This window comes from Streptomyces bohaiensis (assembly GCF_012033785.1).
GTDB classification, from domain to species: domain Bacteria; phylum Actinomycetota; class Actinomycetes; order Streptomycetales; family Streptomycetaceae; genus Streptomyces; species Streptomyces bohaiensis.
Window position 1 is genome coordinate 1 of record NZ_JAAVJC010000036.1, and the last position, 23,354, is coordinate 23,354.

General features: G+C 73.4%; 22 protein-coding genes and 1 pseudogene. 12 read left to right on the forward strand and 11 right to left on the reverse strand.

Going from position 1 to position 23,354, the window contains the following annotated elements; genetic code table 11:
- From HCN52_RS07165 to HCN52_RS07180, 4 genes and pseudogenes are all read left to right on the forward strand, one after another.
- Positions 1–609, forward strand: a pseudogene (locus HCN52_RS07165) (hypothetical protein); the annotation flags it as partial.
- Between the two features lie 5 nt (positions 610–614).
- On the forward strand, positions 615–890 hold the full coding sequence (locus HCN52_RS07170) for a hypothetical protein (RefSeq protein ID WP_168087518.1): 276 nt from the start codon (positions 615–617) through the stop codon (positions 888–890).
- 80 nt (positions 891–970) lie between these two features.
- Positions 971–1,798: an inositol monophosphatase family protein gene (locus tag HCN52_RS07175; RefSeq protein ID WP_168087519.1), complete on the forward strand. Its 828-nt coding sequence runs from the start codon at positions 971–973 to the stop codon at positions 1,796–1,798.
- Between the two features lie 35 nt (positions 1,799–1,833).
- A complete protein-coding gene (locus HCN52_RS07180; protein WP_209314249.1) occupies positions 1,834–3,243 on the forward strand; it encodes a phytoene desaturase family protein in 1,410 nt (469 codons plus the stop codon).
- A 37-nt stretch (positions 3,244–3,280) separates the two neighbouring features.
- On the opposite strand, the gene HCN52_RS07185 is transcribed toward HCN52_RS07180, so the two are convergent.
- Positions 3,281–5,017 carry a BCCT family transporter gene (locus HCN52_RS07185; RefSeq protein WP_168087521.1) on the reverse strand — a complete coding sequence of 579 codons (1,737 nt, stop codon included), beginning with the start codon at positions 5,015–5,017 and terminating at the stop codon, positions 3,281–3,283.
- A 147-nt stretch (positions 5,018–5,164) separates the two neighbouring features.
- Here HCN52_RS07185 and HCN52_RS07190 point away from each other — a divergent pair, with 147 nt between their 5' ends.
- Positions 5,165–6,301 carry a glycerate kinase gene (locus tag HCN52_RS07190; RefSeq protein ID WP_168087522.1) on the forward strand — a complete coding sequence of 379 codons (1,137 nt, stop codon included), beginning with the start codon at positions 5,165–5,167 and terminating at the stop codon, positions 6,299–6,301.
- Positions 6,302–6,340: 39 nt separating this feature from the next.
- On the opposite strand, the gene HCN52_RS07195 is transcribed toward HCN52_RS07190, so the two are convergent.
- Genes HCN52_RS07195 through HCN52_RS07215 form a run of 5 tightly spaced genes read right to left on the reverse strand, consistent with a single transcriptional unit; the run spans position 6,341 to position 10,985 of the window.
- Positions 6,341–6,901 carry a hypothetical protein gene (locus HCN52_RS07195; RefSeq protein WP_168087523.1) on the reverse strand — a complete coding sequence of 187 codons (561 nt, stop codon included), beginning with the start codon at positions 6,899–6,901 and terminating at the stop codon, positions 6,341–6,343.
- Positions 6,898–8,046, reverse strand: a complete 1,149-nt coding sequence (locus HCN52_RS07200; RefSeq protein WP_168087524.1) for an ROK family glucokinase — start codon at positions 8,044–8,046, stop codon at positions 6,898–6,900. Before HCN52_RS07200 ends, HCN52_RS07195 begins: the two co-directional genes overlap by 4 nt.
- Before the next feature lie 16 nt (positions 8,047–8,062).
- A complete protein-coding gene (locus HCN52_RS07205; protein WP_168087525.1) occupies positions 8,063–8,992 on the reverse strand; it encodes an ATP-binding cassette domain-containing protein in 930 nt (309 codons plus the stop codon).
- Positions 8,989–10,035, reverse strand: coding sequence for an ABC transporter permease (locus HCN52_RS07210; protein ID WP_168087526.1), 1,047 nt, complete (start codon positions 10,033–10,035; stop codon positions 8,989–8,991). The genes HCN52_RS07205 and HCN52_RS07210 overlap by 4 nt, the downstream gene beginning before the upstream one ends.
- A complete protein-coding gene (locus tag HCN52_RS07215; RefSeq protein ID WP_312876588.1) occupies positions 10,032–10,985 on the reverse strand; it encodes a sugar ABC transporter substrate-binding protein in 954 nt (317 codons plus the stop codon). The genes HCN52_RS07210 and HCN52_RS07215 overlap by 4 nt, the downstream gene beginning before the upstream one ends.
- 552 nt (positions 10,986–11,537) lie before the next feature.
- On the opposite strand from HCN52_RS07215, the gene HCN52_RS07220 reads away from it, so the two are divergent.
- Complete coding sequence (locus HCN52_RS07220; protein WP_168087527.1) at positions 11,538–12,326, forward strand: IclR family transcriptional regulator; 789 nt, start codon at positions 11,538–11,540, stop codon at positions 12,324–12,326.
- A gap of 273 nt (positions 12,327–12,599) precedes the next feature.
- On the opposite strand, the gene HCN52_RS07225 is transcribed toward HCN52_RS07220, so the two are convergent.
- Positions 12,600–13,235: a GAP family protein gene (locus HCN52_RS07225; RefSeq protein ID WP_168087528.1), complete on the reverse strand. Its 636-nt coding sequence runs from the start codon at positions 13,233–13,235 to the stop codon at positions 12,600–12,602.
- A gap of 220 nt (positions 13,236–13,455) precedes the next feature.
- Between HCN52_RS07225 and HCN52_RS07230 the strand changes: the two genes are divergently transcribed.
- The 4 genes from HCN52_RS07230 (at position 13,456) to aceB (ending at position 18,123) form a co-directional block, all read left to right on the forward strand.
- Positions 13,456–15,201, forward strand: a complete 1,746-nt coding sequence (locus tag HCN52_RS07230) for a hypothetical protein (RefSeq protein ID WP_168087529.1) — start codon at positions 13,456–13,458, stop codon at positions 15,199–15,201.
- Between the two features lie 181 nt (positions 15,202–15,382).
- Positions 15,383–15,967, forward strand: a complete 585-nt coding sequence (locus tag HCN52_RS07235; RefSeq protein WP_168087530.1) for a hypothetical protein — start codon at positions 15,383–15,385, stop codon at positions 15,965–15,967.
- 37 nt (positions 15,968–16,004) lie between these two features.
- Positions 16,005–16,376: a DUF6507 family protein gene (locus tag HCN52_RS07240; RefSeq protein ID WP_168087531.1), complete on the forward strand. Its 372-nt coding sequence runs from the start codon at positions 16,005–16,007 to the stop codon at positions 16,374–16,376.
- Between the two features lie 121 nt (positions 16,377–16,497).
- Complete coding sequence (gene aceB / locus HCN52_RS07245) at positions 16,498–18,123, forward strand: malate synthase A (RefSeq protein WP_168087532.1); 1,626 nt, start codon at positions 16,498–16,500, stop codon at positions 18,121–18,123.
- 162 nt (positions 18,124–18,285) lie between these two features.
- Here the strand turns inward: aceB and HCN52_RS07250 are convergent, their stop codons facing one another.
- Positions 18,286–18,708: a DUF5955 family protein gene (locus HCN52_RS07250; protein ID WP_312876587.1), complete on the reverse strand. Its 423-nt coding sequence runs from the start codon at positions 18,706–18,708 to the stop codon at positions 18,286–18,288.
- Between the two features lie 406 nt (positions 18,709–19,114).
- Between HCN52_RS07250 and HCN52_RS07255 the strand changes: the two genes are divergently transcribed.
- The gene (locus HCN52_RS07255; protein WP_168087533.1) at positions 19,115–19,795 is read left to right on the forward strand and encodes a hypothetical protein; all 681 of its coding nucleotides are present in this window, start codon (positions 19,115–19,117) and stop codon (positions 19,793–19,795) included.
- Between the two features lie 42 nt (positions 19,796–19,837).
- On the opposite strand, the gene HCN52_RS07260 is transcribed toward HCN52_RS07255, so the two are convergent.
- Complete coding sequence (locus HCN52_RS07260) at positions 19,838–20,923, reverse strand: ABC-2 transporter permease (protein ID WP_245174937.1); 1,086 nt, start codon at positions 20,921–20,923, stop codon at positions 19,838–19,840.
- Between the two features lie 319 nt (positions 20,924–21,242).
- Here HCN52_RS07260 and HCN52_RS07265 point away from each other — a divergent pair, with 319 nt between their 5' ends.
- Positions 21,243–22,076, forward strand: coding sequence for a hypothetical protein (locus tag HCN52_RS07265; RefSeq protein WP_168087534.1), 834 nt, complete (start codon positions 21,243–21,245; stop codon positions 22,074–22,076).
- Between the two features lie 32 nt (positions 22,077–22,108).
- Here the strand turns inward: HCN52_RS07265 and HCN52_RS07270 are convergent, their stop codons facing one another.
- Positions 22,109–22,870, reverse strand: coding sequence for an SDR family NAD(P)-dependent oxidoreductase (locus tag HCN52_RS07270; RefSeq protein WP_168087535.1), 762 nt, complete (start codon positions 22,868–22,870; stop codon positions 22,109–22,111).
- On the reverse strand, positions 22,867–23,289 hold the full coding sequence (locus HCN52_RS25900) for a VOC family protein (protein ID WP_168087536.1): 423 nt from the start codon (positions 23,287–23,289) through the stop codon (positions 22,867–22,869). The genes HCN52_RS07270 and HCN52_RS25900 overlap by 4 nt, the downstream gene beginning before the upstream one ends.
- Positions 23,290–23,354 lie beyond the last annotated feature (65 nt).

Consider the following 23,354-nt stretch of genomic DNA (forward strand, 5'->3'; position numbering starts at 1 on the left):
GCGCGCCCCAGGGGCGCGCGCTTCGCCGGGCTGGAACAGCCGACGGTGCGGACCACCGGCCCGGGACGGGCCGACCCGCAGGCGGAGGAGGCTCGGCGCGCCGCGACGGAGTTCACGGCGCGCATGCTCCGCATGCGGACCGCCGGCAACAACGGCGCCGTCCACGCGACGCTGTGCGAGGCGGTCAACGGCCCGCCGGGGCGACTGCCGCTGGTCGTCGAGGCCATGGAGCGGGTGGGGCTGGACGCCGAGATCGCCACACTGCTCTGGGAGGCCGCCGCGCTGCCTCCCGGCCCGGTGGCGGCCATCGCCCGCGCGCTGGCGGAGTCCGGCCGGGCGGGGCAGTGCGGCCAGTTGCTGCGGCAGGGCGCCGCCCGGCCGTCGTCCGAGGCCGGGACCATCGCCGCCGACCTCGCGGCGTCGGGGAGGACCGACGAGGCCGTCACGCTGCTGGCCGCGCTGGTGCGGGCACGACGCGCCGCCGACGCGGTGGGGGCCGCCCTCGCCGCCCCGGAGGTCACCCCGTACCTCCTCCGGGCGGCGCGCGGCGTCTCGGAGGCCCACCACCACGCCGTCACCACCGAACTGCGGCGTGCGGGAGTAGCCTGAGGGGCATGGCTGCCCGACTTCCTGTCACCCCCCGCCGCATCGCCTGGTTCGTCGCCCGTCCCCTGGCCATCGCTCTCGGTCAGAAGCTGGCACGGATCGCTTTCGACCGTGCCGTGGTCGCCTTCGCCGAGCGGCGCGCTCAGCGGGCCACCTGGGAGGGCGCCACGCATCCGGCGCCCGGCGGGCCCGACGCCCCCGAGCAGCACCAGGACCCGGCACAGCGACCGGAGCCGCCCGCGGAGCGGCCCGACCACCGCGGTCACGGACGCCGCCGCGGCTGACCGCCGCCGGCGGGGCCGACCCTCCCCGCCGCGCCGCCCGCGCGACGTGCCTGCCGCACGGCTCGTGTTTCGATGGACACATGATCGATGAACAGCTGGCAGCGGCAGTCGAGGACGCGGTACGGAAGGCGGCGGCGGCGGAGATCATGCCGCGGTGGCGGCAGCTCGCCGACGACGAGGTGACGGCGAAGTCCGGTCCGCACGACCTGGTGACGGTCGCCGACCGGGACGCCGAGCGCCACCTCGCCGACGCCCTGACCGGGCTGCTTCCCGGGTCGGTGGTGGTGGGCGAGGAGGGCGTCCACGAGGACCCGTCCCGGTACGACGCGCTCCAGGGCGACGCACCGGTGTGGATCGTGGACCCGGTGGACGGCACCCGGCAGTTCGTCCGCGGCGAGCCGGGGTTCTGCACCCTGGTGGCACTGGCCCGCGGCGGCACCGTCCACGCCTCGTGGACCTTCGCGCCGGCCCGCGGACTGATGGCGGTGGCCCGCCGCGGCCACGGCGCCTGGCTCAACGGGGAGCGGCTGCGGTCGGGCTCGCCCGGGAACGCGGTGCTCGAGGTCGCCACCTCCCATCCCGACTTCACCGACGAGGCGCAGAAGCAGGCGCTCGCCGGGCTCCGGGCGGACGGGGTGGACCCCCGCCCCTGCGGCTCCGCCGGGCTGGAGTACCTGCGGATCGCCCGCGGTCAGCTCGACGCGGTGGCGTTCTCCTGGGAGTTGGCCTGGGACCACGCGGCGGGTCTGCTGCTGGTCTCCGAGGCCGGCGGTGTCGACCGCACCGTCGCCGGGAAGCCGTTCTCGCTGACCGGCGGCAACGCGCTGCCGTTCACCGCGGCGCGTGACGAGGCGACGGCGCGGCGTATCCTCGACCTCCTGACGGCGGCGCGGCCTGCGGCGGGCTGAGCCGGGCGGCGAGGGGAGCGCGCGACGTGACGACGATGACGGACGTGGTGGTGGTCGGTGCCGGCCCCAACGGTCTGACCGCAGCGGCCGAGTTGGCGCGCCGCGGCCTCTCGGTGGAGGTGTTCGAGGCGGCGGCGACGGTCGGCGGCGGGGCGCGGACCGAGGAGCTCACCCTGCCCGGTTTCCGGCACGACCCCTGCTCGGCGGTGCATCCGATGGGCGCCGGATCGCCCGCCTTCGCGGGTCTGCCGCTGGAGCGGTTCGGGCTGCGCTGGCTGCACCCGGAGATCCCGATGGCGCACCCCTTCCCGGACGGGAGCGCCGCGGTCCTGGCGCACTCCGTCGGCGAGACCGCGATGTCGCTGGGCGCCGAGGACGCCCCGCGCTACCGGCGACTGGTCGCACCGTTCACCGGTCGGTGGGACGCGCTCGTGGAGGACTTCATGTCCGTGCCGTGGGAGGGGCTCCCCCGCGGCCCGCTCACCCTGGCGCGGTTCGGGGCGGTCGGACTGCCACCGGTCTCCTGGTTGTCCCGGCGGTTCTCGGGCGAGAAGGCCAAGGCACTGCTCGCGGGGCTGGCGGCCCACGTCATCTCCCCGCTCAGCACCCCCGCGACGGGCGCCGTGGCGCTGGTCTTCGCGCTGGCGGCGCACGAGCGGGGGTGGCCGGTGGCGGCGGGCGGCTCCCAGGCCGTCTCCGACGCGCTGGCGGGTTTCCTCTCCGCGCAGGGTGGGCGCATCCACACCGGCGTCACCGTTCGCCGGCTGGACGAACTGCCACCCGCCCGCGCGTACGTCTTCGACACCTCGCCCACGGCCATGGCCCGGATCGCCGGGCTGGGGGACGCCTTCCGGCGGTTCCGCTACGGCGCGGGCACCTTCAAGATCGACTACGCGCTCTCCGGGCCGGTGCCCTGGCGGTCGGAGGCCGCGCGGCGCGCCGGGACGGTGCACCTGGGGCCGACCGCGGGCGAGGTGGACACCGCGCTGCGCGCGGCGGTGGGCGGCCGCGCCCCGGAGGTGCCCTTCCTGATCACCTCGCAGCCGACGCTGGTGGACCCGGGGCGCGCCCCGGCGGGCAAGCACGTCTTCTGGGCCTACGGCCACGTGCCCAACGGCTGGCGGGGAGACCTCACGGCGGCGGTGGAGCGGCAGCTGGAGCGCTTCGCACCGGGCTTCGGGGACCTGGTCCTGGCCCGTGCGGTGGCGGGCCCCCCGGAACTGGCCGAGCGGAACGCCAACTACGTGGGCGGGGACATCGCGTGCGGCGCCTTCGCCGGCGTGCAGGCGCTCTTCCGGCCCGGACCGGCCCGCGACCCCTACCGCACCCCGCACCCCGCGGTGTTCCTCTGCTCCTCCGCGAGCTGGCCGGGCCCCGGAGTGCACGGCATGTCCGGGCGGAACGCCGCGAAGTCGGTCTTCCTCCACCTGGCGGGCCGCCGCTGACCGGCGGGCCGGTGCGCCCTGCCCCGTGTGGGGCCGCTCATCCGCCGTCCTCGTCCTGCCCACGGGTGCCGTGCGACTCGGCGCCGCGCTCCCGTGCCTGGTCGGCGGCGCGGCGGAGCCGCCGGTGGCGGGGGTTCTGCTGCTCGTCCACGGCCTCGCCGACCATGGTGCGCACCGCGGCGCGCAGACCGTGCAGCGGCATCTGGCGCGGCGGCCCCGCGCCGGGGTCTTGGGAGAGCTCCCGGATCAGCGCGAAGCACATCAGCAGCATCACGACGACGAACGGCAGGGCGACCAGGATCGTCGCCGAGCGCAGCGCCTCCAGGCCGCCGGCGACGAGCAGCACCGCCGCCACCGCGGCCATCAGCACACCCCAGGTGACGACGAGCCAGCCGCGGGGGTTGAGGGCCCCGCTGCTGGTGAGTGACCCCATGACCAGCGCGGCGGAGTCGGCGCTGGTGATGAAGTAGGCCATGACCAGGACGATCGCGAGGGCGGAGCTCACGGTTCCGAGCGGCAGGGCGTCGAGGAGGCCGAACATCCCCGCTTCCTCGCCCTTCTCGGCGATCGCCCCGGTGAGGTCGGCGCGCCCCGTTTCGTCGGTGCGGATGGCGCTGCCGCCCATGACGGAGAACCACACGACGGAGGCACCGCTGGGGATGAGCAGCACTCCGATGACGAACTCCCGGACCGTGCGTCCGCGGGAGATCCGGGCGATGAAGGTCCCCACGAACGGGGCCCAGGAGAACCACCAGGCCCAGTAGAAGATGGTCCAGGCGCCGAGCCATTCCTGCTCGCCGAAGGCGCCGGTGCGCGTCGAGAGGGTCAGGAGGTCCTGCAGGTACGCGCCCAGGCCGGCGGGGATGGCGTCCAGCACGTAGACCGTCGGGCCGACCACGAAGACGAAGAGCATCAGCACGGCCGCCAGCACGATGTTCATGCTGCTCAGCCATTTGATTCCCCGGTGGATGCCGGAGAACGCGGAGAGGACGAACGCGGCGCCGAGCGCGAAGATGATGATCAGTTCGAGGGTCTGGCTGTCGTCGATACCGGTGGTCAGGTTGAGGCCGCGTGCGATCTGGAGGGCGCCCAGTCCCAGGCTGGTCGCGGTGCCGAAGACCGTGGCGAAGACGGCAAGGAGGTTGATGGCCTTGCCGGGCCAGCCCGCGGCGCGCCGTTCGCCGAGCAGGGGGACGAAGACGGAGGAGAGCTGGTTGCCGCGGCCCTTGCGGAACGTGGCGTACGCCAGGCCGAGCCCGGCGACGGCGTAGATGGCCCACGGGTGCAGGGTCCAGTGGAAGAACGAGTACTCCAGCGCGTGGCGGGCCGCGTCGCCACTCTCCGGCTCCACCCCGGTGAACGGCGGCGGATCCGCGTAGTGCATGAGCGGTTCCCCGACGCCGAAGAACATCAGGCCGATGCCCATTCCGGCGCTGAACATCATCGCGATCCACGCGGGGTTGGTGAACTCCGGCTCGTCGGTGTCCCGACCGAGCCGGATGCGCCCGAACCTGCTGAGCGCGATGACGATCGCGACGACCAGGAAGGCGTCGGCGCCCAGCACGAACAGCCACGCGAAGTTGTGCAGCACCCAGTCGAGCGCGGTGTCGGCCACCGACGCGAAGTTGTCGGTCCACACCGCCGCCCAGACCACCACGGCGGTCACCGACGCCACCCCGATCGCGACCAGCCCCAGGTCCGGCGACCGGTCGGGCCTGGGGGCGGGCGGTGCTGCGGCTGGCGAGGGCCGTTCCGACCCGGCGTCCGTGCTCATGGAACTGAACTATGCGCGGACGGCCCCGGGGACGCGCGCGCTGCGGTCCGTCCGGGTGACGCGGGGCGGGAGACGCGGTGCCGGGCGCCGCGGGGCGTGCGGATAGGGTCGCGCTACTGCCCGGACGAGCGGAGGCAAGGTACCTCGATGACGACCACCACGCGGGTGCTGATCGCGGCGGACAAGTTCAAGGGCTCGCTCACGGCGGCCGAGGTGGCGGAGCACGTCTCTGCCGGGCTGCTCGCCCGGCGGCCCGGCACCTCCGTCACCGCGCTGCCCGTCGCCGACGGTGGGGACGGGACCGTCGCCGCCGCGCTGGCCGGCGGCTTCGTCTCGCGGACCGTGACCGTCACCGGCCCGCTGGGCGAACCGGTGCGGGCGGAGTTCGCGCTTCGCGGGGACACGGCCGTCGTGGAGATGGCCGCCGCGTCGGGACTGGTGCTGCTCCCGCCGGACGAGTTCGCGCCGCTGACCGCGACGACGGCGGGGACGGGCGAGCTGATCGCCGCCGCGGTCGACGCCGGCGCGCGCACCGTGGTGCTGGGGATCGGGGGTTCGGCGACCACCGACGGCGGTGCCGGGATGCTGGTCGCGCTCGGCGTCCGGCTGCTCGACGCCACGGGCCGGCCGCTGCCTCCCGGAGGCGCCGCCCTGCGGGAGCTGGCGGCGGTGGACCTCTCCGGGCTCGATCCGCGGCTGGCCGCCACCCGTGTGGTCCTCGCCTGCGACGTCGACAACCCGCTGACGGGCCCGCAGGGCGCGGCGGCGGTGTACGCCCCGCAGAAGGGCGCGACCGCCGCCGACGTGGCGACGCTGGACGCGGCGCTGCAGCAGTACGCGCGGGTACTGGGGGCCGCCGCCGGGGAGGGTGCCGCCGCCATGGCGCAGTCGCCGGGGGCCGGTGCGGCCGGCGGCGTCGGGTTCGGAGCGCTCGCCGGGCTCGGCGCGGAGTTCCGTCCGGGTATCGAGGTGATGCTGGAGGTGCTCGGCTTCGCCGACGCGCTGAAGGACGCCGACCTCGTCGTCACCGGCGAGGGCTCGCTCGACGCGCAGACCCTGCACGGCAAGGCGCCCGCGGGCGTCGCGGCGGCGGCGCGGGCGGCCGGCGTCCCGGTGGTGGCGGTGTGCGGCCGGTTGGCGCTGGACGAGGAGGCACTGCGCGCGGCGGGTATCGAACGGGCGTATGCGCTGACGTCGCTGGAGCCCGACACCTCGGTCTGCGTGGCGCAGGCGGGTCCGCTGCTGCGGCGGCTGGCGGAGCAGCTGGCGGCCGACCGGTTGTGACCGTCGGGCGGCACGCCCGCGGCGGGGGCCGGGTCGTTCTCAGGGCTCGGTGGTGGAGACCACGTGCACGCGCGGACGCTCCGGTTTGGTGAGGTCCACGGTGATGGCCACCACCGGCTCCTGGGCCGACTGCTGGACGGTCACCCCGGACAGGTCGCGCCGCCGGGGGTCCAGCACCCAGCCGACGACGGCGGCCTCGGCGTCGGGGATGGTGACATCCCCCGCACGCAGCTCGCCCCGCTGGGAGCCGAGGTCCTCCAGGAAGCGGCTCAGCTGCTCGGGGGAGGTACGGAACTGCACCCACATCGTGGAGCGGTCCCAGCTGTTCTCCTCGTAGTGCCCGACGTAGGTGGAGCCGTCGGGTATCGGGATGTCGTAGATGCGGCGCTGCACCTTGCTCGGCCACTCGTAGACCAGGCCGCGAGCGGCGGCGGCGCGGGCCTTGTGCTCGCCGCTGTCGCGGCTCTGCTCGGCGGAGACGACGGTGTAGCCGGCGGGGATCGCGATCAGCAGCCCGACGACGACGGCGGTGAGCCAGCGGCGCCGGGGAACGTGCGGCGGATGCCGCGGCTGGTACTGCGGGGGCGGCGTCCCGCTCACGGCCGACTCTCCGTGCGGGACGACGCGAGCGGCACCCGCAGCCCGGCGCGGTGGATGCGCTCCGCCCGTCGGCGGTTGGCGCGGACGAACCGCCGCGCCACGAGCCGGGCGAGGTCCGCGGCGCCGACCATGCCGGCGTCCGCACCGAGCTCCGCGCGCACGATGGTCGCCTCCGGGCGGTAGCCGCGCCCGGTCAGCTGGCGGCGGAACGCTTCGCGGGCGGGAGCGAGGAGCAGTTCGTCGGCGGCGCTGACCCCTCCCCCGACGACGAACCGGGCGGGGTCGAGCGCGGCGGCGAGGTTGGCGAGTCCCACACCCAGCCAACGGCCGATCTCCTCGAGCAGTTCCACGCACATCGGGTCGCCCTCGCGGGCGAGGTCGGTGATCATGGGGCCGGTGATCTCGTCGATCCGGCCGCCGACGCGGGCGAGGATGGTGTGGGCGACCGGGGAGTCGGCGGCGGCCATCTCGCGGGCCTCACGGACCAGGGCGTTGCCGGAGCTGTACTGCTCCCAGCAGCCGCGGTTGCCGCACGGGCAGCGGTGCCCCTGCGGCACGACCTGCATGTGCCCGAACTCGCCCGCCACCCCGTACTTGCCGCGCTTGACGCGGCCGTCCTCCAGTGCGGCGCCACCGATCCCCGTCCCGAGGGTGATCATGACCAGGTCGTCCTCGCCGCGCCCGGCCCCGAAGCGCCACTCCGCCCAGGCGGCGGTGTTGGCGTCGTTGTCGACCAGGATGGGCACGGCCAGCCGCGTCGCCAGCGCCTCGCGCAGCGGCTCGTTGCGCCAGGCGAGGTGCGGCGCGAACAGCACGCGCGAGCGGTCGGCGTCGACCCAGCCGGCGGCGCCGATCCCCACGGCGTGGACATCGTGCCGGTCGGAGAGGTCCAGCACCAGTTCGGTGATGACGTCCTCGACGACCTTGGGGCTCTTGGACTTGTCCGGCGTCTCCGCCCGAATGCGCTCCAGGATGGTGCCGTCGGCGTCGACGACGCCGGCGGCCACCTTGGTGCCGCCGATGTCGATCCCGACGGTCGGCACCCGTGGAGCGGAGAGGTGGGAGCGGCGCTCGCGGGTCGCGATGGTGCGCAGGACCGTCGCCCGCGCCGTCTCCTGGTGCACTCGCTCGCGGTACGTGTTCATCGACACCGATTCTGCCCTACTCGTCGCTGTCCGGCCCGGGAGAAGCGGCCCTCCGGAGTTCGTGCCCGAGCTCCGCGAGTTCGCTGCCGCCCGCCATCTGGCGGGTCAGCTCGTCCAGGGTGATCTCGCCCGCCGCGTGGTCGCCGGCCATGGCACCGCGCTTGAGCAGGACGAAGTGGTCGCCCACCAGGTGGGCGTGGTGCGGGTTGTGGGTGACGAGGACTACCCCCAGTCCCTCGTCGCGCGCGGCGGCGACCCGGCGCAGCACCACCCCGGCCTGCTTGACGCCGAGCGCCGCGGTGGGCTCGTCCAGCACCAGGACGCGCGCGCCGAAGTGCACGGCGCGGGCAATGGCGACGGACTGCCGCTCGCCGCCGGAGAGGGTGCCGATGGGCTGGTCGACGTCGCGCAGGTCGATCCCCATGCGGAGCAGGCGCTCACGGGTGGTGGAGCGCATCAGCCGGACGTCGAGCCGGCGGAGCGGACCGCGGCCGACGGTCGGCTCGGAGCCGAGGAAGAAGTTCCGCCACACGGGCATGAGCGGAACCATGGCGAGGTCCTGGTAGACGGTGGCGATGCCGAGTTCCAGGGCCTGCCGGGGTGAGGCGAGGGTGGTCTCGGCTCCGTCGACCCGGAAGATCCCGGCGTCGTGGCGGTGCAAGCCGGCGATGATCTTGATGAGGGTGGACTTTCCGGCACCGTTGTCACCGAGGACGCAGGTGACGGCGCCGCCCCGCACGGTGAGGGAGACCTGCTCCAGCGCGCGGATGTTGCCGTAGTGCTTGCTGACACCTGCCAGCTCCAGCAGCGGTGTGCCGGACGCCGCGGTCTCCGCCGCGGCCGCGTCGCCGGTCGGCGGAGGCGTGCCGGGCGCGGGGGTCGGGCCCGGGCCGTGGTCGGCCCCGGCATCCGCCGCGGGGTCGTGGGGCTCGTGCGGTGCGGTCATCGGGTTGCCTCCGCCCGTCGCCGGATCCAGAGGTTGAGCAGGGTCGCCGCCAGCAGCATGGCGCCGAGGAAGAACTTGAACCAGTTGGGGTCCCACTGGGCGAAGACGATGCCCTTGCTCGTCATGCCGAAGATCAGCGCGCCGACGGCCGCTCCGATGGCCGAGCCGTAGCCGCCGGTCAGCAGGCAGCCGCCGATGACCGCCGCGGCGATGTAGATCAGCTCGTTGCCGACCCCCTCGCCGGACTGGACGACGTTGTAGTTGAAGAGGAGGTGCTGGCCGGAGATCCAGGCGCCGAACGCGACACCCAGGTAGAGGCCGATCTTCGTGCGCTCCACGGGCACGCCCACCGCGCGCGCCGCATCCCGCCCGCCGCCCACGGCGAAGATCCAGTTGCCGGCCCGGGTGCGCAGCAGGATCCAGGTGGCGACGGCGACCATGCCGATCCACCACAGGACCGTGACCTGGATGGCGAAGCTGCCGATGGTGAGGTGCGAGGCGAAGAGCGCCCGGGCGGCGGGGAAGCCGTCCATGTCGGCGATCGACTTGGTGGCGACGGTGCCGCTGATCAGTTTGGTGAAGCCCAGGTTGAGCCCGGTCAGCATCAGGAAGGTGCCGAGCGTGATGATGAAGCTCGGCAGCCCGGTGCGGGTCAGCAGGATGCCGTTGAACAGCCCGATGGCGAGCGTCGCCACCAGCGAGACCCCGACCCCGACCCAGACGTTGGCGGTGAACTCGTAGCTGATCATGGAGGAGATCAGCGCGGAGGAGGTCACCATCACCCCGGCGGACAGGTCGAACTCGCCGCCGATCATCAGCAGTGCCACCGGCACCGCCATGATGCCGATGGTCGACGCCGCGTAGAGGACCGTGCCGAGGCTGCCGGCCCGCAGGAAGTTGTCAGCAACGACGGCGAACACCAGGAAGACCGCGATCGCGCCGAGCACCGATCCCAGCTCGGGGCGGCTGATCAGCCGCCGCAGCGGTGACCGGGGCAGCAGCCGCTCGTCCTCGGCGGCGATGCTCTCGACCGTCGCGCTCATCGGGTGCCCCGCCGGGCGTAGTCGACCAGGTCCTCGGCCTGGTCGGGGGTGACGATCTGCGGGCCGGTGAGGACCGGCTGCCCGCCCCCGAGCATGTTGCCGTTGGAGAGCCACAGCCACAGCAGGTCCACCGACTGGTACCCCTGGAGGTAGGGCTGCTGGTCGACGGCGAAGTCGATGGTGCCCTCCTGGAGCGCGGTGGCGACCTCGGGGTTGAGGTCGAAGGTCACGGTGCGCGCGTCGCTGCCGGCCTGCGAGGCGGCCTTGGCCGCGACGGTGGCGAAGGGCGCGCCCAGCGTGACGACGGTGTCGACGTCACCGCCGGAGATCAGCTTGGCCTCGATCGCGGACTCCACCGCCGGCATGTTGGTGCCGTCGACGTACAGGCTCTCGACGGAGCCGTCGAAGGTGGTCCGGATGCCGTCGCAGCGCTGCTCGTGACCGATGTTGCCCTGCTCGTGGAGGACGCAGACGGCGGCGGACGCGCCGCGGTCGTTGAGTTCCTCCCCGACCGCCTCGCCCGCGAGCTGCTCGTCCTGGCCGATGTGCGCGAGGGCGCCGAAGCCGGCGGAGAGGTCCTGGCCGGAGTTGACGGTGATCACCGGGATGCCCGCCTCGACGGCCGCCCGGACCGCGGACTCCATCGCGTCGGGCTTGGCGAGGGTGACGATGAGGCCGTCGACGTCCTGGTTGATGGCGGTGCGCACCAGTTCCGCCTGGCGGCCCGCTTCGTCGTCGTGCGAGTAGAGGAACTCGATGTTGTCCTTGTCGGCCGCCTGCTGTGCGCCGGACCGGACGATGTCCCAGTAGGTGTCGCCCTCCCCCGAGTGGGTGACCATCGCCACCTTCCACCGCGGGGTGTCGACCGCGGACTGCGCGCCGGAGGCGCGGCGCTGCTCCTCCTCGGCGCGCTTGCCGCCGGTGGAGGAGCATCCCGCGAGCACGGCCACGGCGGTGAGGGCGGCCGTGGCGGCGAGCGCCGCCCGGAGCGGGCGGCCGGCTCGGGGGAGGCGGCGTGTTCTGCTGGTCGGGCGGTCCGTCGGGGTGATGGTGGTCCCCCGGCCGCTGGTCGGCCTGTGCACGCGGTCGTCGCTCCCTCGAGTGTCGCTGTGCCGGGCGTCCGGTGGTGCCCTGTTGGCCACCAGCTGACGCGGAGATCCCTACGGTATGGATATCCGACCAATAGTCCGGCAGGGGGAACCCTATCGCCGGGCACCGGGTCCGGCGTCAGCCAGGCGTCCGGTCCGGTGGTGAATCGGACTCCCGTCGCCCCCGGAACGGGCGGTGACGCGGGACGGCGGTGGCTGTACCGCCCCGCCACCCCACCCACGCGTCGGTCGGCCCCGCCCCCTCGCGGGCACGGACCGGCCGACGCACCGGGGCGGCCGGGCGTACGCGTCACCGGCGGGCCGGGCCGCACACCGGGCCGGGGCGGGTGCGGACCGACGCCGTCGCGCCCGGCCGGTAGGCTGCCGTCGATCCGCCCCGAAAGGAAACGCCACGTGGCCCCGTCCGACGAGCGCAGAGCCGCCACCGCCGGCAGTGGCGGCGTCCAGTCCCTGGAGCGGGCCTTCGACCTCCTGGAACGGATGGCCGACGCCGGCGGCGTCATCGGCCTGAGCGAGCTGGCCTCCACCAGCGGGTTGCCGCTGCCGACGATCCACCGTCTGATGCGCACCCTCGTGGCCTGCGGTTACGTGCGGCAGCAGCCCAATCGCCGGTACGCGCTGGGGCCGCGGCTGATCCGCCTCGGAGAGAGCGCCGCCCGGCCGTTGGCCACCTGGGCCCGGCCGCACCTGGCCCGACTGGTCGAGGAGACCGGCGAGACCGCAAACATGGCACTGCTGGACGGCGACGAAGCCGTGTACGTGGCACAGGTCCCTTCGCGCCACTCGATGCGCATGTTCACGGAGGTGGGCCGACGGGTCCAGCCGCACGCCACCGGCGTCGGCAAGGCACTGCTCACCCAGCGGTCGGACACGGAGGTACGGGCCCTCCTCGCCCGCACCGGCATGCCCGCTGCCACCGATCGGACGCTGACCGACGCCGACGCGCTGATCGGCGAACTGGCCGCCGCGCGGGAGGCCGGGTATGCGGTCGACGACAACGAGCAGGAGATCGGCGTCCGCTGCATCGCCGTCCCCGTGCCTGACTCCCCCACCCCGGCGGCCATCTCGGTCTCCGGGCCGGCGGGCCGCATCACCGACGAGTCGACCGCGACCGTCGTGCCGCTGCTGCGGGAGGTCGCCCGCGACCTCGCGGCCTCCCTCGCCGCCAACCAACCCGCCTGACGGGCCGACCCGGTCGGGACGAAACCGTGACGGCTCCCCGACCGACCCGTCGTTGTCGACGCTGCGTGGGGGTTGCTATACAGAGAGACGACAGCGCAGGGCGCCGCGGAGGGGACCGGGGCGGCTGCGTGTCGAGACGTCGTGACCAGGGGGGCCATGTCGACACACACCTGCGCCGGAACGACCCGGCGCCGCGCCGGCGAGCCGCGCGCACGGCACCGGCCGCACCGCGGCGCCTCGTGCGGCGCCCCCGGCTGCATGCCCGTTCCGTCCTCACCCGCCGGAGGCGATGACGGCCACGAACACCAGGCAGACCACGATGTTGATCAGCCAGCTGTGACTGTTCATCCAGTCCCGCAGGCGAGGCATGACCACGGCGGCGCGACGTCGGAACAGCACCCTGCCGAGCAGCGGCAGGGCGGCGATCAGGACCGTGAGCGCGATGAACGGCAACGCCCCGACGAACCCCTCGCTCCCCTGGGTGAGGTGCACGCCGACCGTCAGCATCACCACCACGTCCGACGGCATCAGCAGGATGACGAGGAACCCGATGACCAGTGCCCGACCTGCGCCGGAGGTCATGAGCGACGTGAGCCACTTCGGAGGTTCGGCGTCCGCCCGGTTCCGCCAGTTCCGCAGCGCCGCCAGCACCAGCAGCCCGATGAGCACGTACTTGATGATGTTGCCCGCGGAGCCGCGATCGCCGGTGCTGCCGAGGTCGACAGCTCCGCCGAGCAGATGCGCCAGCCCGAGCGCGACCCCGACCCCGACACAGACCGCCGTCGCCACACCGGCGAGGAAGGCGAGCGAGGTGCGGACCGGGCGGGGGGTGGTGACGAGAATGATCGCTGAGATGATCTGCGGTCCGGCCATCATCGTCACGGCCAGCGGCAGCACGGCTGTACTCATGGGACCTCCTGCGTCCCAGTGTCGGCGCGCCCGCTCGAGTTCGCATCGCGTCACCGCATCCGGAGCAGGGCGGCACCGGCCGCTGACGAAGGGAACTGTATGAGCGACCTGGTACGCCCGAGCGAGATACCGATCCTGGCCACCGACCCGGCCAAGGCTGGGGGAGGTCGTCGGCGACCTCTCACGAGCAGCGGCCGCCACCTACCGGCGCGGCGAGACCGTGCGCACCACCTATCTCTCGCTGAACCATCACTACGACACCCCCGAGACCGCTGAGCTGCTCGACAGCGTGACGTCGGTCGGCACCCTCAACGAGGAACTGCACGACGCCGTGGTCATGGCCGCGCGCCAGATCGAACTCTGCGCGGAACAGGCCCGGTCGCTCGCCAGGAGCCTCACCGGGCTGCGGAAGCGTGCCGAGCAGCTGCAGAACCGGATCGACCCGACCGACATCACCGACTCCCAACGCGCCGAGAGCGAGGCGATCCGGGGAGCACTGCACACCGCCCTGACCGACTACCGCGCGACGGAGACCCACGCGGCGCGCACGATCACCGATCTGCTGGCAGGCCACTCGGGTACCGCGATCCTGGAGCGCGCCGCCGCGCGCAGCGGGGCGGAACGGGCCGTCGCCCTGATGCGCCAGGACGACCTCACCGAGAGCGAGCTGGCGGAGCTGGACCGCCTCCTGGCCACGTACGCCGAGAACGACGACTTCGCCGGATATCTGCTGGACACGCTGGGCGTGGCCGAGCTCGCGCGCCAGTCCGCCCGGTTCGAGACCGTGGACTACCTGTCGACCGCGCCGTGCTCACCGGGCGACCGCCGTCCGGCGCACTCGCTGACGGTGGGACTCGCCAACGTCTTCGCGACAGCGACCCGGACCCCGGACCACCTCAAGGACGCTCCGCCGGAATCGGACGAGTTCCGGGCGTGGCTGAGAACCCCGGAGGGCCGTGACTGGCAGCGTCGCACCGACGCCGCCCGCGCCTTCGCCGCCGGGCCCGAGGACCAGAGCATGCTGGTCGACCTCCGGCAGTACGGCCCGTTGCTGGACCTGATGGACCCGGCTTCCGCGCCGTACAGCCCACAGTTCCTCGACGACCTCGTCGCAGACATGACCGACGGGCCGGCCGGCAGTTCGTACGAGGGCGTCAGATTCGACCCGGAGCGCCGCGATGTCGACCGGCTCCTCGGCATCTCCTCCCGGAACCCCGATGCCGCCGCCATGATCGTCGACCCGGATCGCAACAGCCGCGCGAAGGACTGGATCGAGCAGGTCGCGCAACGGGATCTGCTCACCTCGGGCATGGGCGAGCCCGACCCCCAGCTGACGAAGGGCCTGAACCAGCTCCTGGGCGCAGCCGCCACGGGCCTGGTCGAAGGCACCGACCCGACGACGCACGCGGCACCACCCAGCGCGAAGAACGCACAGATCGCCCAGATCATCATCGATCAGGCCGCCACGGATGAAGGGTTCCCACCACCGCTCGCCCAAGCGCTCGGCAACACGACCGCCCTGTACCTGGGCAACTTCAACGACACGCTGAACGGCGGCGTCGTGCCCGTCTTCGAGCATGGCCTGGACCTGGACCACTCGAAGGCAGTCGACGTCCTCGAGGAGAACGGAAAGTACGAAGAGAGCTTTGACATCGTCCGGCAGGGACAGATCGCCTACGCCGGCGCTACCTTCACGTATCTCCTCTCGGACGAGGTCGAGTTCGAGGAAGCCACGCCGGCCGACGCGGCAAACCTCGCCGCGCGGGCGGGAGGCGAGGTCATCGGGGTGCTCACCTCCACGCGAGCCGACGCCGTCTTCGCCGAGGAGACTGAAGGACTCAACAACGGCTACAAGCGGCTCTCCCAGCATTTTCTCACCTCCGTGACCGACACCACCGTCGGCAGGGTTCCCGCATTTGGAACTGCGGCGGGTAACGAGATGATCAGGGCCAACGAAAGCATGTGAAAAGAACACGACAGGAAGATTATCGAGAACGCAAAAGAGGAAAGAGAAGGGCTACGAAATACGACCCGAGATCAAGTCGGATCAGTCTATTCAGATCTCATGGAGAGCACCACGAAGAGTCTCGGGTATTCCGATGACGATATCGACTTCCACAGGAACCTAGCCCACATGGGAGCACGAGATGGCTTCACCAGAGCTTCAGCAGAGCATCACTCCAAGAATAAGGAATAGCTCTCTTGCACTGATTTCCGCTCTGCTCCTGGCGAGTTGCACCCAGGAGGGCTCCCACGCTCCACCTGAGTCCTTCTGCAGCAAAGACGTCGACCAACTTCACTCCCCGCTCTTCCCGGGAGACGATGAGGTGACCATGTCGCTGCTTCGCCACGCCGACGCCTCGGATGGAACGCCGGGCCCCGTCGAGTTCTGCACACTGTACGAGGGATCCGACATCGTGGTCGAAGCCGGAGCTTCGCTGGTCTCACCCGCCTGGAGCAGAGAGAGAGTGCTGGGGGTGTACACCGCCCCCGAGCCCGCACCCGCAACCGAAGGACGACCGCTGCGGTCCGATCAGGAGGTACGCGTCTGGCCCAGCGCGGCCTACGCGTTCGTCCCGTGCAAGGACAGCGTGGAATGGGATCTGCTGATTGTGATCGCCACGCCCCAGAGTGAGAACGAGGAGGCGCTGGCAGAGCTGATCATCCCTTACGCCCGCGCCAACCTCGACGACTGGGTCGGCAGGTGCTTCGACGAAGTACCGGATATCTGAGCACCCGCACGGAGCACGACCGAGAAATGGAGATCACATGCACTGGGATCTGAACACGGACGGCATCGGCGGGGTGCTCGCCCGGGTGGACGAGCAGGCCGGCGAGCTCTCGCAGCGGGCACGCACCACGCTCGACCACCTGGACACGGCGCACGCCACCGCGCGCGGGTTGATCGTGGGCGGCGTAGCCGAACGGAGCCCGCTGCAGGAGGCACTGGCCCGGTTCGGGGTTCGGGCGGCGGACGTGTCCGAGGCGCTTCGCCTCCAGGTGGACGCGTGCTCGGACGGCGCGGCGCGCGCTACCGCCGCCTACGCGGTGGGTGACGTGATCATGGAGCAGTGGACCGAGCGCGCGGGGCGGCTGGCCTCGGAGACGGCGATCCCGTTCGTCCTCAACCCCGGCCGCTGACGGCCGACGCCCTCCGGGCCGGTATTGAGGTCCCATCATGAGGAAACTAACCTCCGAGACCGGATGCCCGCGCCCGGAGGACCGGTGGGGGCAGCGACCGTGCCGCGACGAAGGAGTCCCCATGCCCGAGGCCGCGCCCACCCCGGCCGTGATCGCCGCCGGCGCCCCCACCGTGGCGCGGCAGGACGAGGTGCTGACCGATGAGGCGCTGGTGTTCCTCGCCGAGCTGCACCGCCACTTCACCCCTCGTCGGGATGAGCTGCTGACCGCCCGCGCCGCACGGCGACAGGAGATCGCGGCCACGGGGCGGCTGGACTTCCTGCCGGAGACCGCTCACGTCCGGGAGGGCGCGTGGCAGGTGGCGCCGACACCGGCCGCCCTGCGCGACCGGCGCGTGGAGATCACCGGCCCGACCGACCGGAAGATGGCGGTCAACGCGCTCAACTCCGGCGCCAAGGTCTGGCTGGCCGACTTCGAGGACGCCTCCTCCCCGACCTGGGAGAACGTCGTGGGTGGCGTGATCTCGACGGGCGACGCCTTCCGTCGCCGCATCGACTTCACCGACGAGCGCGGCAAGAGCTACGCGCTGCGCCCGGACGAGGAGTTGGCCGTCGTGGTGATGCGGCCGCGCGGGTGGCACCTGGACGACTCGCACGTGCTCGTCGACGGCGCGGCGGTCCCGGCCGGTCTCGTCGACTTCGGGCTGTACTTCTTCCACAACGCCGCCCTCCTGGCCGAGCAGGGCCGCGGGCCCTACTTCTACCTGCCCAAGCTGGAGAGTCACCTGGAGGCTCGCCTCTGGAACGACGTGTTCGTCTTCGCCCAGCGCCACCTCGGCATCCCGCACGGCACGATCCGCGCCACCGTCCTCATCGAGACGATCACCGCCGCGTTCGAGATGGAGGAGATTCTTCACGAGCTCCGCGACCATGCCGCCGGTCTCAACGCCGGGCGGTGGGACTACCTCTTCTCCCTCATCAAGAACTTCCGCGACGCCGGGCCCGAGTTCGTCCTGCCCGACCGCAACGCGGTCACGATGACGGCGCCGTTCATGCGCGCCTACACGGAACTGCTGGTCCGCACCTGCCACAAGCGCGGCGCCCACGCCATCGGAGGTATGGCGGCGTTCATCCCCTCCAGGGACGAGCAGGCCAACGCCGTGGCGTTCGCCAAGGTCCGTGCGGACAAGGACCGCGAGGCGGCGGACGGCTTCGACGGCTCGTGGGTGGCCCACCCCGGCCTGGTCGACGTGGCACGGGAGTCGTTCGACGCCGTCCTGGGCGACCGCCCCCATCAGAAGGACCGGCTGCGGGAGGACGTCTCCATCGGGGCGGCCGAGCTGCTGGCGGTCGGCTCGTTGGCGGCGCGGCCGAGCTACGAGGGGCTGCGCAATGCCGTGGCGGTCGGCGTGCGTTATCTCCAGGCGTGGCTGAACGGCCGGGGCGCCGTCGCGGTGTTCAACCTGATGGAGGACGTCGCGACGGCCGAGATCTCCCGCTCGCAGATCTGGCAGTGGGTCCACGCCGGTGTCCGGCTCGAGGGGGCACCGGCCGGCCGTGACCTGGTGACCCGGGAGCTGGTGCGCACGATCGCAGCGGAGGAACTGGCCGCCCTCACCGAGGAGCTGGGGGTCGACGAGGTCGCATCGGGTGGCTGGCAGCAGGCCCACGACGTCCTGCTGCGCGTGGCGCTCGACGAGGAGTACGTCGACTTCCTGACACGTGTCGCCTACGAGTTGCTGCCGTGACGGCCGCAGCCCTCCCGTGCCGCCGCGCAGCGATGCGGCCGGCCGTGTCGGCCCCGTGATCGGCGTCCGGGGCCCGCGGTGTCGCGGCACCACGGTGCCGCGGATCACGAGGACACGGGGCAGCCCGGTGGCGCAGCAGACCACCCGGCGGCCCGGGGGCCGTCAGCGGTGTGGGGGCGGGATGACCGTCACGGAGGTGACACCGGGGCCCAACCGTCCCACCGCAGCGCGGAGTTCGGCGAGTGCCGGGCTCAGCACCCGCACCGAGCCGACCGCGGACGCCACCAACAGCAGCCTGCCGCTGAGAGCGGAAGGGTCGGCCGCGCCCCCGGCGGCCATCCGGTGGAGGGCGGCGAGTTCCTGCTCGGCCACGCCGCGGTCGATGAGCGGCGCCCGGTAGTCGTCCAGCGCGGTGCGCAGCCGCGCGCTGGCGGAGACCAGCGCGTCCCAGCGGTCGTCGCGGGTCCCGCCGGCGGTGTCCCGCACCGCTTCGCGGGCGGTGACGGCGGCGGGCAGCGTTCCGGTGTCGGACGTCGGCGCGGCCTCGGGGGCGGCGCCCGGTGTCTCTGCGGTCCCAGCGGTCACTCGGCCCTCCCCTGGCCCTGCTGCCGGTTCTGCGATCAAGGACAGTAAATATCACTGTCCGCGCAGTACGCCATACGCAGTGCGAAATTCCGCGTCACATTCCGGTGAACGCGCCTGCCTTCGCGCCCCCTTGTGCACCTCATGCGCCCGGGGCGCACAACGAGGTCGTCTCGACTGGGTGCCGGCAGCGCCGATGCCCCGGCGCGGACCGGCACCGCGGGCCCCGGCAGGGCCTCGTGCGGCGGGGAGGCGTGGGGTGGCGCAGGGGAGCGATCCGGCCGAGAAGCTGCGCGGTACGACCGGGGTCGGGAAGACTGGAGGCCGGGTGATCTCCCCGCACTCCCCCCTCACCCTCCCCCACGCGCACCCCCACGTCCTCCGCCGCCTACCCCGCCTGGAGCAGTCGATGAGCCACAGCGTGTCGGTGCGCTGTCCGGCGTGCCGCCGTGAGCACGCCTACAGCCCGCCCGAGTACCCCTGCGTCTGCGGCGCCCCGGTCGCGGTACCGCTGCTGGCGGGGGCCGACGCCGTGCTGGTCCGGCACCGCTCCTGGTCCGACGCCTGGGCGGAGGTGCCCTGCGGCGCGTGCGGCGAGCCGGGGCACTGGCCGCAGCCGGAGTTCTGCTGCCCCTGCGGGGCGACGGTGCGTCTGGCGGCGGGCGCCGCAGCCGCCGACCCCGGCGCGACCAGGACCACCCGGCGTGGGCCGTTCCGGCCGCTGACCATCCGTACCGGCGACGACGCGGTGTCGTGCGCCGCACACTTCCTGCGCTGGCTGGGGTTCGGAGAAGTGGAGACCGCCTCGCCGCACCCGGCGCCGGGGCCGGACCTCCGCGGCCCCGCAGTGGTGGGCCTGGTCGACGCGAGCACCGTGCCGACCGGGTGCGCGGCGATCGAGACGCTGTGGCTGTACGCCATGACGGAGCAGCGAACGCCCGTGGCGTTCTCGCTGGCGGGGTTCGAACGCGGTGCCCGGAACCGGGCGGACGAGTTGCGACTCGCCCTCTTCGTCCTCGATCTGACCGGCACCCCCCAGCCGGTCAACGATGCCGCGGACGCGGTGCTGCACCGCGGCGCGGGAGGCTGACCGCCGGCAAAGGCCCCGCGCGGGCGGTGCACCTGCCGCCGGTCAGCGACCCGCGGCAGGGGCTTCGCCCGGTTCCGCCGCGCCGCGGAACCGGGCCGCCAGCACGGTGAGCAGCACACCCGCCACCGTCCAGGCGGCGAGGACCAGGAGCGGACCGGTGACGGCGTGCCCGTCGAAGTAGGCGACCGAGCGGACGAGCCAGGTGCCCGCGCCCGGGATGAGCGCCGGCCCGATCTCGCGCCAGAACCCGGGCAGCAGCGGACCCGGGTAGGCGCCCCCCGCGCTGGGGTTGCCCAGGACCACCACCAGCAGGATCGCGACGCCGATGCCGGCGACGCCGAGCAGGCCCTGGAGGGCGAGGGTGGTGGCCCCGGCGGCCAGGACGACCAGCGCGCCGACGAGCGCGGTCGCCACGACCCCACCGGGCAACGCGTCCAGCACAGGTCCGGTGATCACCGCGCCGCCGAGCCCTGCCGCGAGCGCGTAGACCAGGAGGACCAGCAGCCGGATGACGGCCCGCGAGGTGGTGGCCGGGCGGGCGCCCCGACTGATCGCCAGGACGGCGGCGCAGAGGTAGCCGCCGACGCACCACCCGACGACCAGGTAGAACGCGGTCAGGCCGCGGCTGTCACCGTCGGCGGCGGGGGCCACGTCCTCCACGTCGAGCTGCCGGTCCTGGTCGGCCGCCACGGCACGCAGCACGTCGGTGACGGCCTGGGCCAGTGACGAGCCCGCGCCGGTGGCCACCAGCAGCGTGTCGGTGGTGCCGTCGACGTCGACGACCAGGGCGGCGTCGATCTCGCGGCGCAGCAGTTCCTCGCGGGCCGCCTCCTCGTCGGCGGCGGTATGGCCGGGGTCGAGCGGGCGGTCGGGCAGCGCGGCCAGCCTGTCGGTGACCTCGGCGCGGACCGGCTCGGGGGCGACGACGGCGATCGGCACCTCGCGGGGCTGGGGTGCGTGGAAGGCACCCACGTAGGAGAGGACGAACCCCAGTTGCAGGGCGAGCACGCCGAGGACCAGCAGCGCCGCGCGAGGGGTGACGGCCCGGGCCAGTTCCGCGAGGAAGCCCCGTCGTGGTTCCCGGCCGCCTCCGCCACCGCCTCCGCCACCGCCGTGTGCTGAGTACATGCGCCGTGCCTCCTCGGTCCGCCGTCCCGCGCCCCGGTGCCGGCGCGGGCGCACCGCCTCGAGCCACCCGCCTCAGTGACAGCCCGTTACCGGGTTGACGCCGGGCGGGCCGCGGCGGCGGGTCTCCCCACCCAAGCCGCCCACCGGCCGACGCGCATGTCCGGATGGGCCGTTGGGGTGGGCCGTCCGGTCCGGTCGGAGTTTGTGAACTGGTTCACTCGCGCCTCTTGGCCCCGCCCCCGTGTTCATGCTGAGATGCAACCGCAACACCCTGTGACCGCACGACCATCGGCTCGACGAAGCGCCTGGGGAGGGCACTGTGGCGGATCCCGCCGTTCTGCGTACGGTCCGGTCCGAGGGGGACGACCCCTTGACCCGGGCGGTCTGGCGCCTGCGTTCGCGCGGCTGCTGGGAGGAGGCGGCCGGGCTGCTGACGCCGTTCGTCCCGCACCACCACGGCGCCGCGCTCCGTCAGGTGGAGCTGTACGTCGAGCGGTGCGTGCACACCTCCGAGGGCTGGGACAAGGCAGAGGAGGCGCTGCGTGCGGCGGAGTCCCTCCCGCTGACCGACGCCGAACGGGGCGTCGCCGCCTGCGAGCGCGGATACCTTGCCTACGCCTCGACCCACCTCGGCGTGCGCGACCGGACCGACGAGGCGCGGTCCGCACTGGGCCGGGCGGCGGCACTGCTGGACCCCACGGGGCCGGGGAGGCCGCTGCTGGACTTCCGGCGGGGGCTGATGACGCAGCACCTCAGCGACAGTCCGCAGGGGGCGGAGGCGTCCTACCGGCGGGCGCACGCGGAAGCGACCGCGCGCGGGGATCTGCCGCTGCGGGCCGCCGTGGCCCGCCAGTTGGGCTGGCTGGCGGTCCTGGCCGGCGAGACGACGGCGGCCGGCGAGCACTTCACCGAATCGCTGCGGCTGTGCGAGGAGACCGGTCACCTCGTGGGTGCTGCGCCGGCTCTCGCCGCGCTGGCGGAGGTGGCCCCGGAGCCGGAGGCAGCGCGACTGCGGGAGGAGGCGGCGCGGCTGGTGCGGTTGTTGGGCGACGTGCCCCGCTGGCTCCTCCCCCGGCTGGTGCCCGCCCAGTCCTCTCCGGCCCCGGGGGCGGCCGGGCCCGCCCCGGTCGGGACGGCGGCCGGCACCGGCTGAGCCCCGCGGCGCTTGCCGGGGACGAGGACGCCTCAGGTCCGCAGGTGGGAGGCGCCGTTGAGGTCGAGCACGGTGCCCGACGCCCAGCGGGCCTCGGGCGAGGCCAGGTACAGCACGGCGGCGGCGACCTCCTCCGGCGTGCCGACCCTCCCGAAGGGGCTCTGCGCCCGCAGCGCCTCGCCGTCGGGCCCGGCGATCCGGTCGGCCTGCCGTTCGGTGGCGACGAACCCCGGGGCGACGGAGGAGACAGCGATGTCGTGGGGGGCGAGGGCGAGGGCCATCGACTGTCCGAAGGCGTGGAGGGCGGCCTTGGCAGCGCCGTAGGCGGGGTGGTCGGGTTCGCCGCGGAAGGCGCCACGCGAGCCGATGTTCACCACCGCTCCGCCCGCTCCTCGTTCGATGAGGTGCCGCGCCACGTGGTACGTCAGGTCCGCCGGTGCGAGCAGGTCGACCTCCGTCATCGTGCGCCATGCCCGCTGCCAGGCGTCGAATCCCACCTCCGCCACCGCGTGGCGGTTCTCCGGCCCGGGAGCCACGGCCGCGTTGTTGACGAGAACGTCGACCCCGCCCAGGTGCGCCACGGCGCCGGAGACGATCGCCCGCGCGGCGTCCGGTCGGGAGAGGTCACCCCCGATCAGCACATGGCCCGTGCCCGGCAGCGCCGCGAGGGTGGCGCGGGCGTCGTCCTCCCGGGTCCCGAAGTGCACGGCGACCCGGTCGCCCCGGGCGGCGAACGCGGTGGCGACGGCGCGGCCGATGCCGCGGGAGGCACCGGTGACCAGGACCCGCCTCATCGGGCGAACACCTGGTCCGGGTCGGCGAACGCCTTGAACTCCAGGGCGTTCCCGGCCGGGTCGAGCAGGAACATGGTCCACTGCTCGGCGGGCTCCCCCGCGAACCGGAGCGTCGGCTCGACCACGAACGCGGTGCCGGCGTCCCGGAGGCGCTGCGCCAGCCGGTGGAAGGCGTCGGTCTCCAGCAGCAGCCCGAAGTGGGGCACGGGGACGGCCCGGCCGTCGACGGTGGACGTCCCGGTGGCCGGGCCGGCGTCGGACGCGAGGTGGGTGACGAACTGGTGTCCCCACAGGTCCCAGTCGACCCAGTGGTCGGTGGAGCGGCCCTCGGCCAGCCCGAGCACACCGCCGTAGAACCGGCGGGCGGCTGCCAGATCGTCGACGGGTACGGCGAGGTGGAAGGCGGGCGGTGCGGTCACGGTGCTCCTCGGTGCCTCGGTGGCCGACGCAGGTCGGTGCCACTGTGGCACGCCCGGCGTCGGCG

Bases quoted from the DNA above. Each gene is read 5' to 3' on its own strand.
- HCN52_RS07225 (WP_168087528.1), bottom strand. From the start codon at position 13,235: ATGAGTACAGCCGTGCTGCCGCTGGCCGTGACGATGATGGCCGGACCG.
- HCN52_RS07200 (WP_168087524.1), bottom strand. From the start codon at position 8,046: ATGAACACGTACCGCGAGCGAGTGCACCAGGAGACGGCGCGGGCGACG.
- HCN52_RS07235 (WP_168087530.1), top strand. From the start codon at position 15,383: ATGGCTTCACCAGAGCTTCAGCAGAGCATCACTCCAAGAATAAGGAAT.
- HCN52_RS07175 (WP_168087519.1), top strand. From the start codon at position 971: ATGATCGATGAACAGCTGGCAGCGGCAGTCGAGGACGCGGTACGGAAG.
- HCN52_RS07185 (WP_168087521.1), bottom strand. From the start codon at position 5,017: ATGAGCACGGACGCCGGGTCGGAACGGCCCTCGCCAGCCGCAGCACCG.
- HCN52_RS07240 (WP_168087531.1), top strand. From the start codon at position 16,005: ATGCACTGGGATCTGAACACGGACGGCATCGGCGGGGTGCTCGCCCGG.
- HCN52_RS07255 (WP_168087533.1), top strand. From the start codon at position 19,115: ATGAGCCACAGCGTGTCGGTGCGCTGTCCGGCGTGCCGCCGTGAGCAC.
- HCN52_RS07180 (WP_209314249.1), top strand. From the start codon at position 1,834: ATGACGGACGTGGTGGTGGTCGGTGCCGGCCCCAACGGTCTGACCGCA.
- aceB (WP_168087532.1), top strand. From the start codon at position 16,498: ATGCCCGAGGCCGCGCCCACCCCGGCCGTGATCGCCGCCGGCGCCCCC.
- HCN52_RS07210 (WP_168087526.1), bottom strand. From the start codon at position 10,035: ATGAGCGCGACGGTCGAGAGCATCGCCGCCGAGGACGAGCGGCTGCTG.
- HCN52_RS07205 (WP_168087525.1), bottom strand. From the start codon at position 8,992: ATGACCGCACCGCACGAGCCCCACGACCCCGCGGCGGATGCCGGGGCC.
- HCN52_RS07270 (WP_168087535.1), bottom strand. From the start codon at position 22,870: ATGAGGCGGGTCCTGGTCACCGGTGCCTCCCGCGGCATCGGCCGCGCC.
- HCN52_RS07260 (WP_245174937.1), bottom strand. From the start codon at position 20,923: ATGTACTCAGCACACGGCGGTGGCGGAGGCGGTGGCGGAGGCGGCCGG.
- HCN52_RS07190 (WP_168087522.1), top strand. From the start codon at position 5,165: ATGACGACCACCACGCGGGTGCTGATCGCGGCGGACAAGTTCAAGGGC.
- HCN52_RS07170 (WP_168087518.1), top strand. From the start codon at position 615: ATGGCTGCCCGACTTCCTGTCACCCCCCGCCGCATCGCCTGGTTCGTC.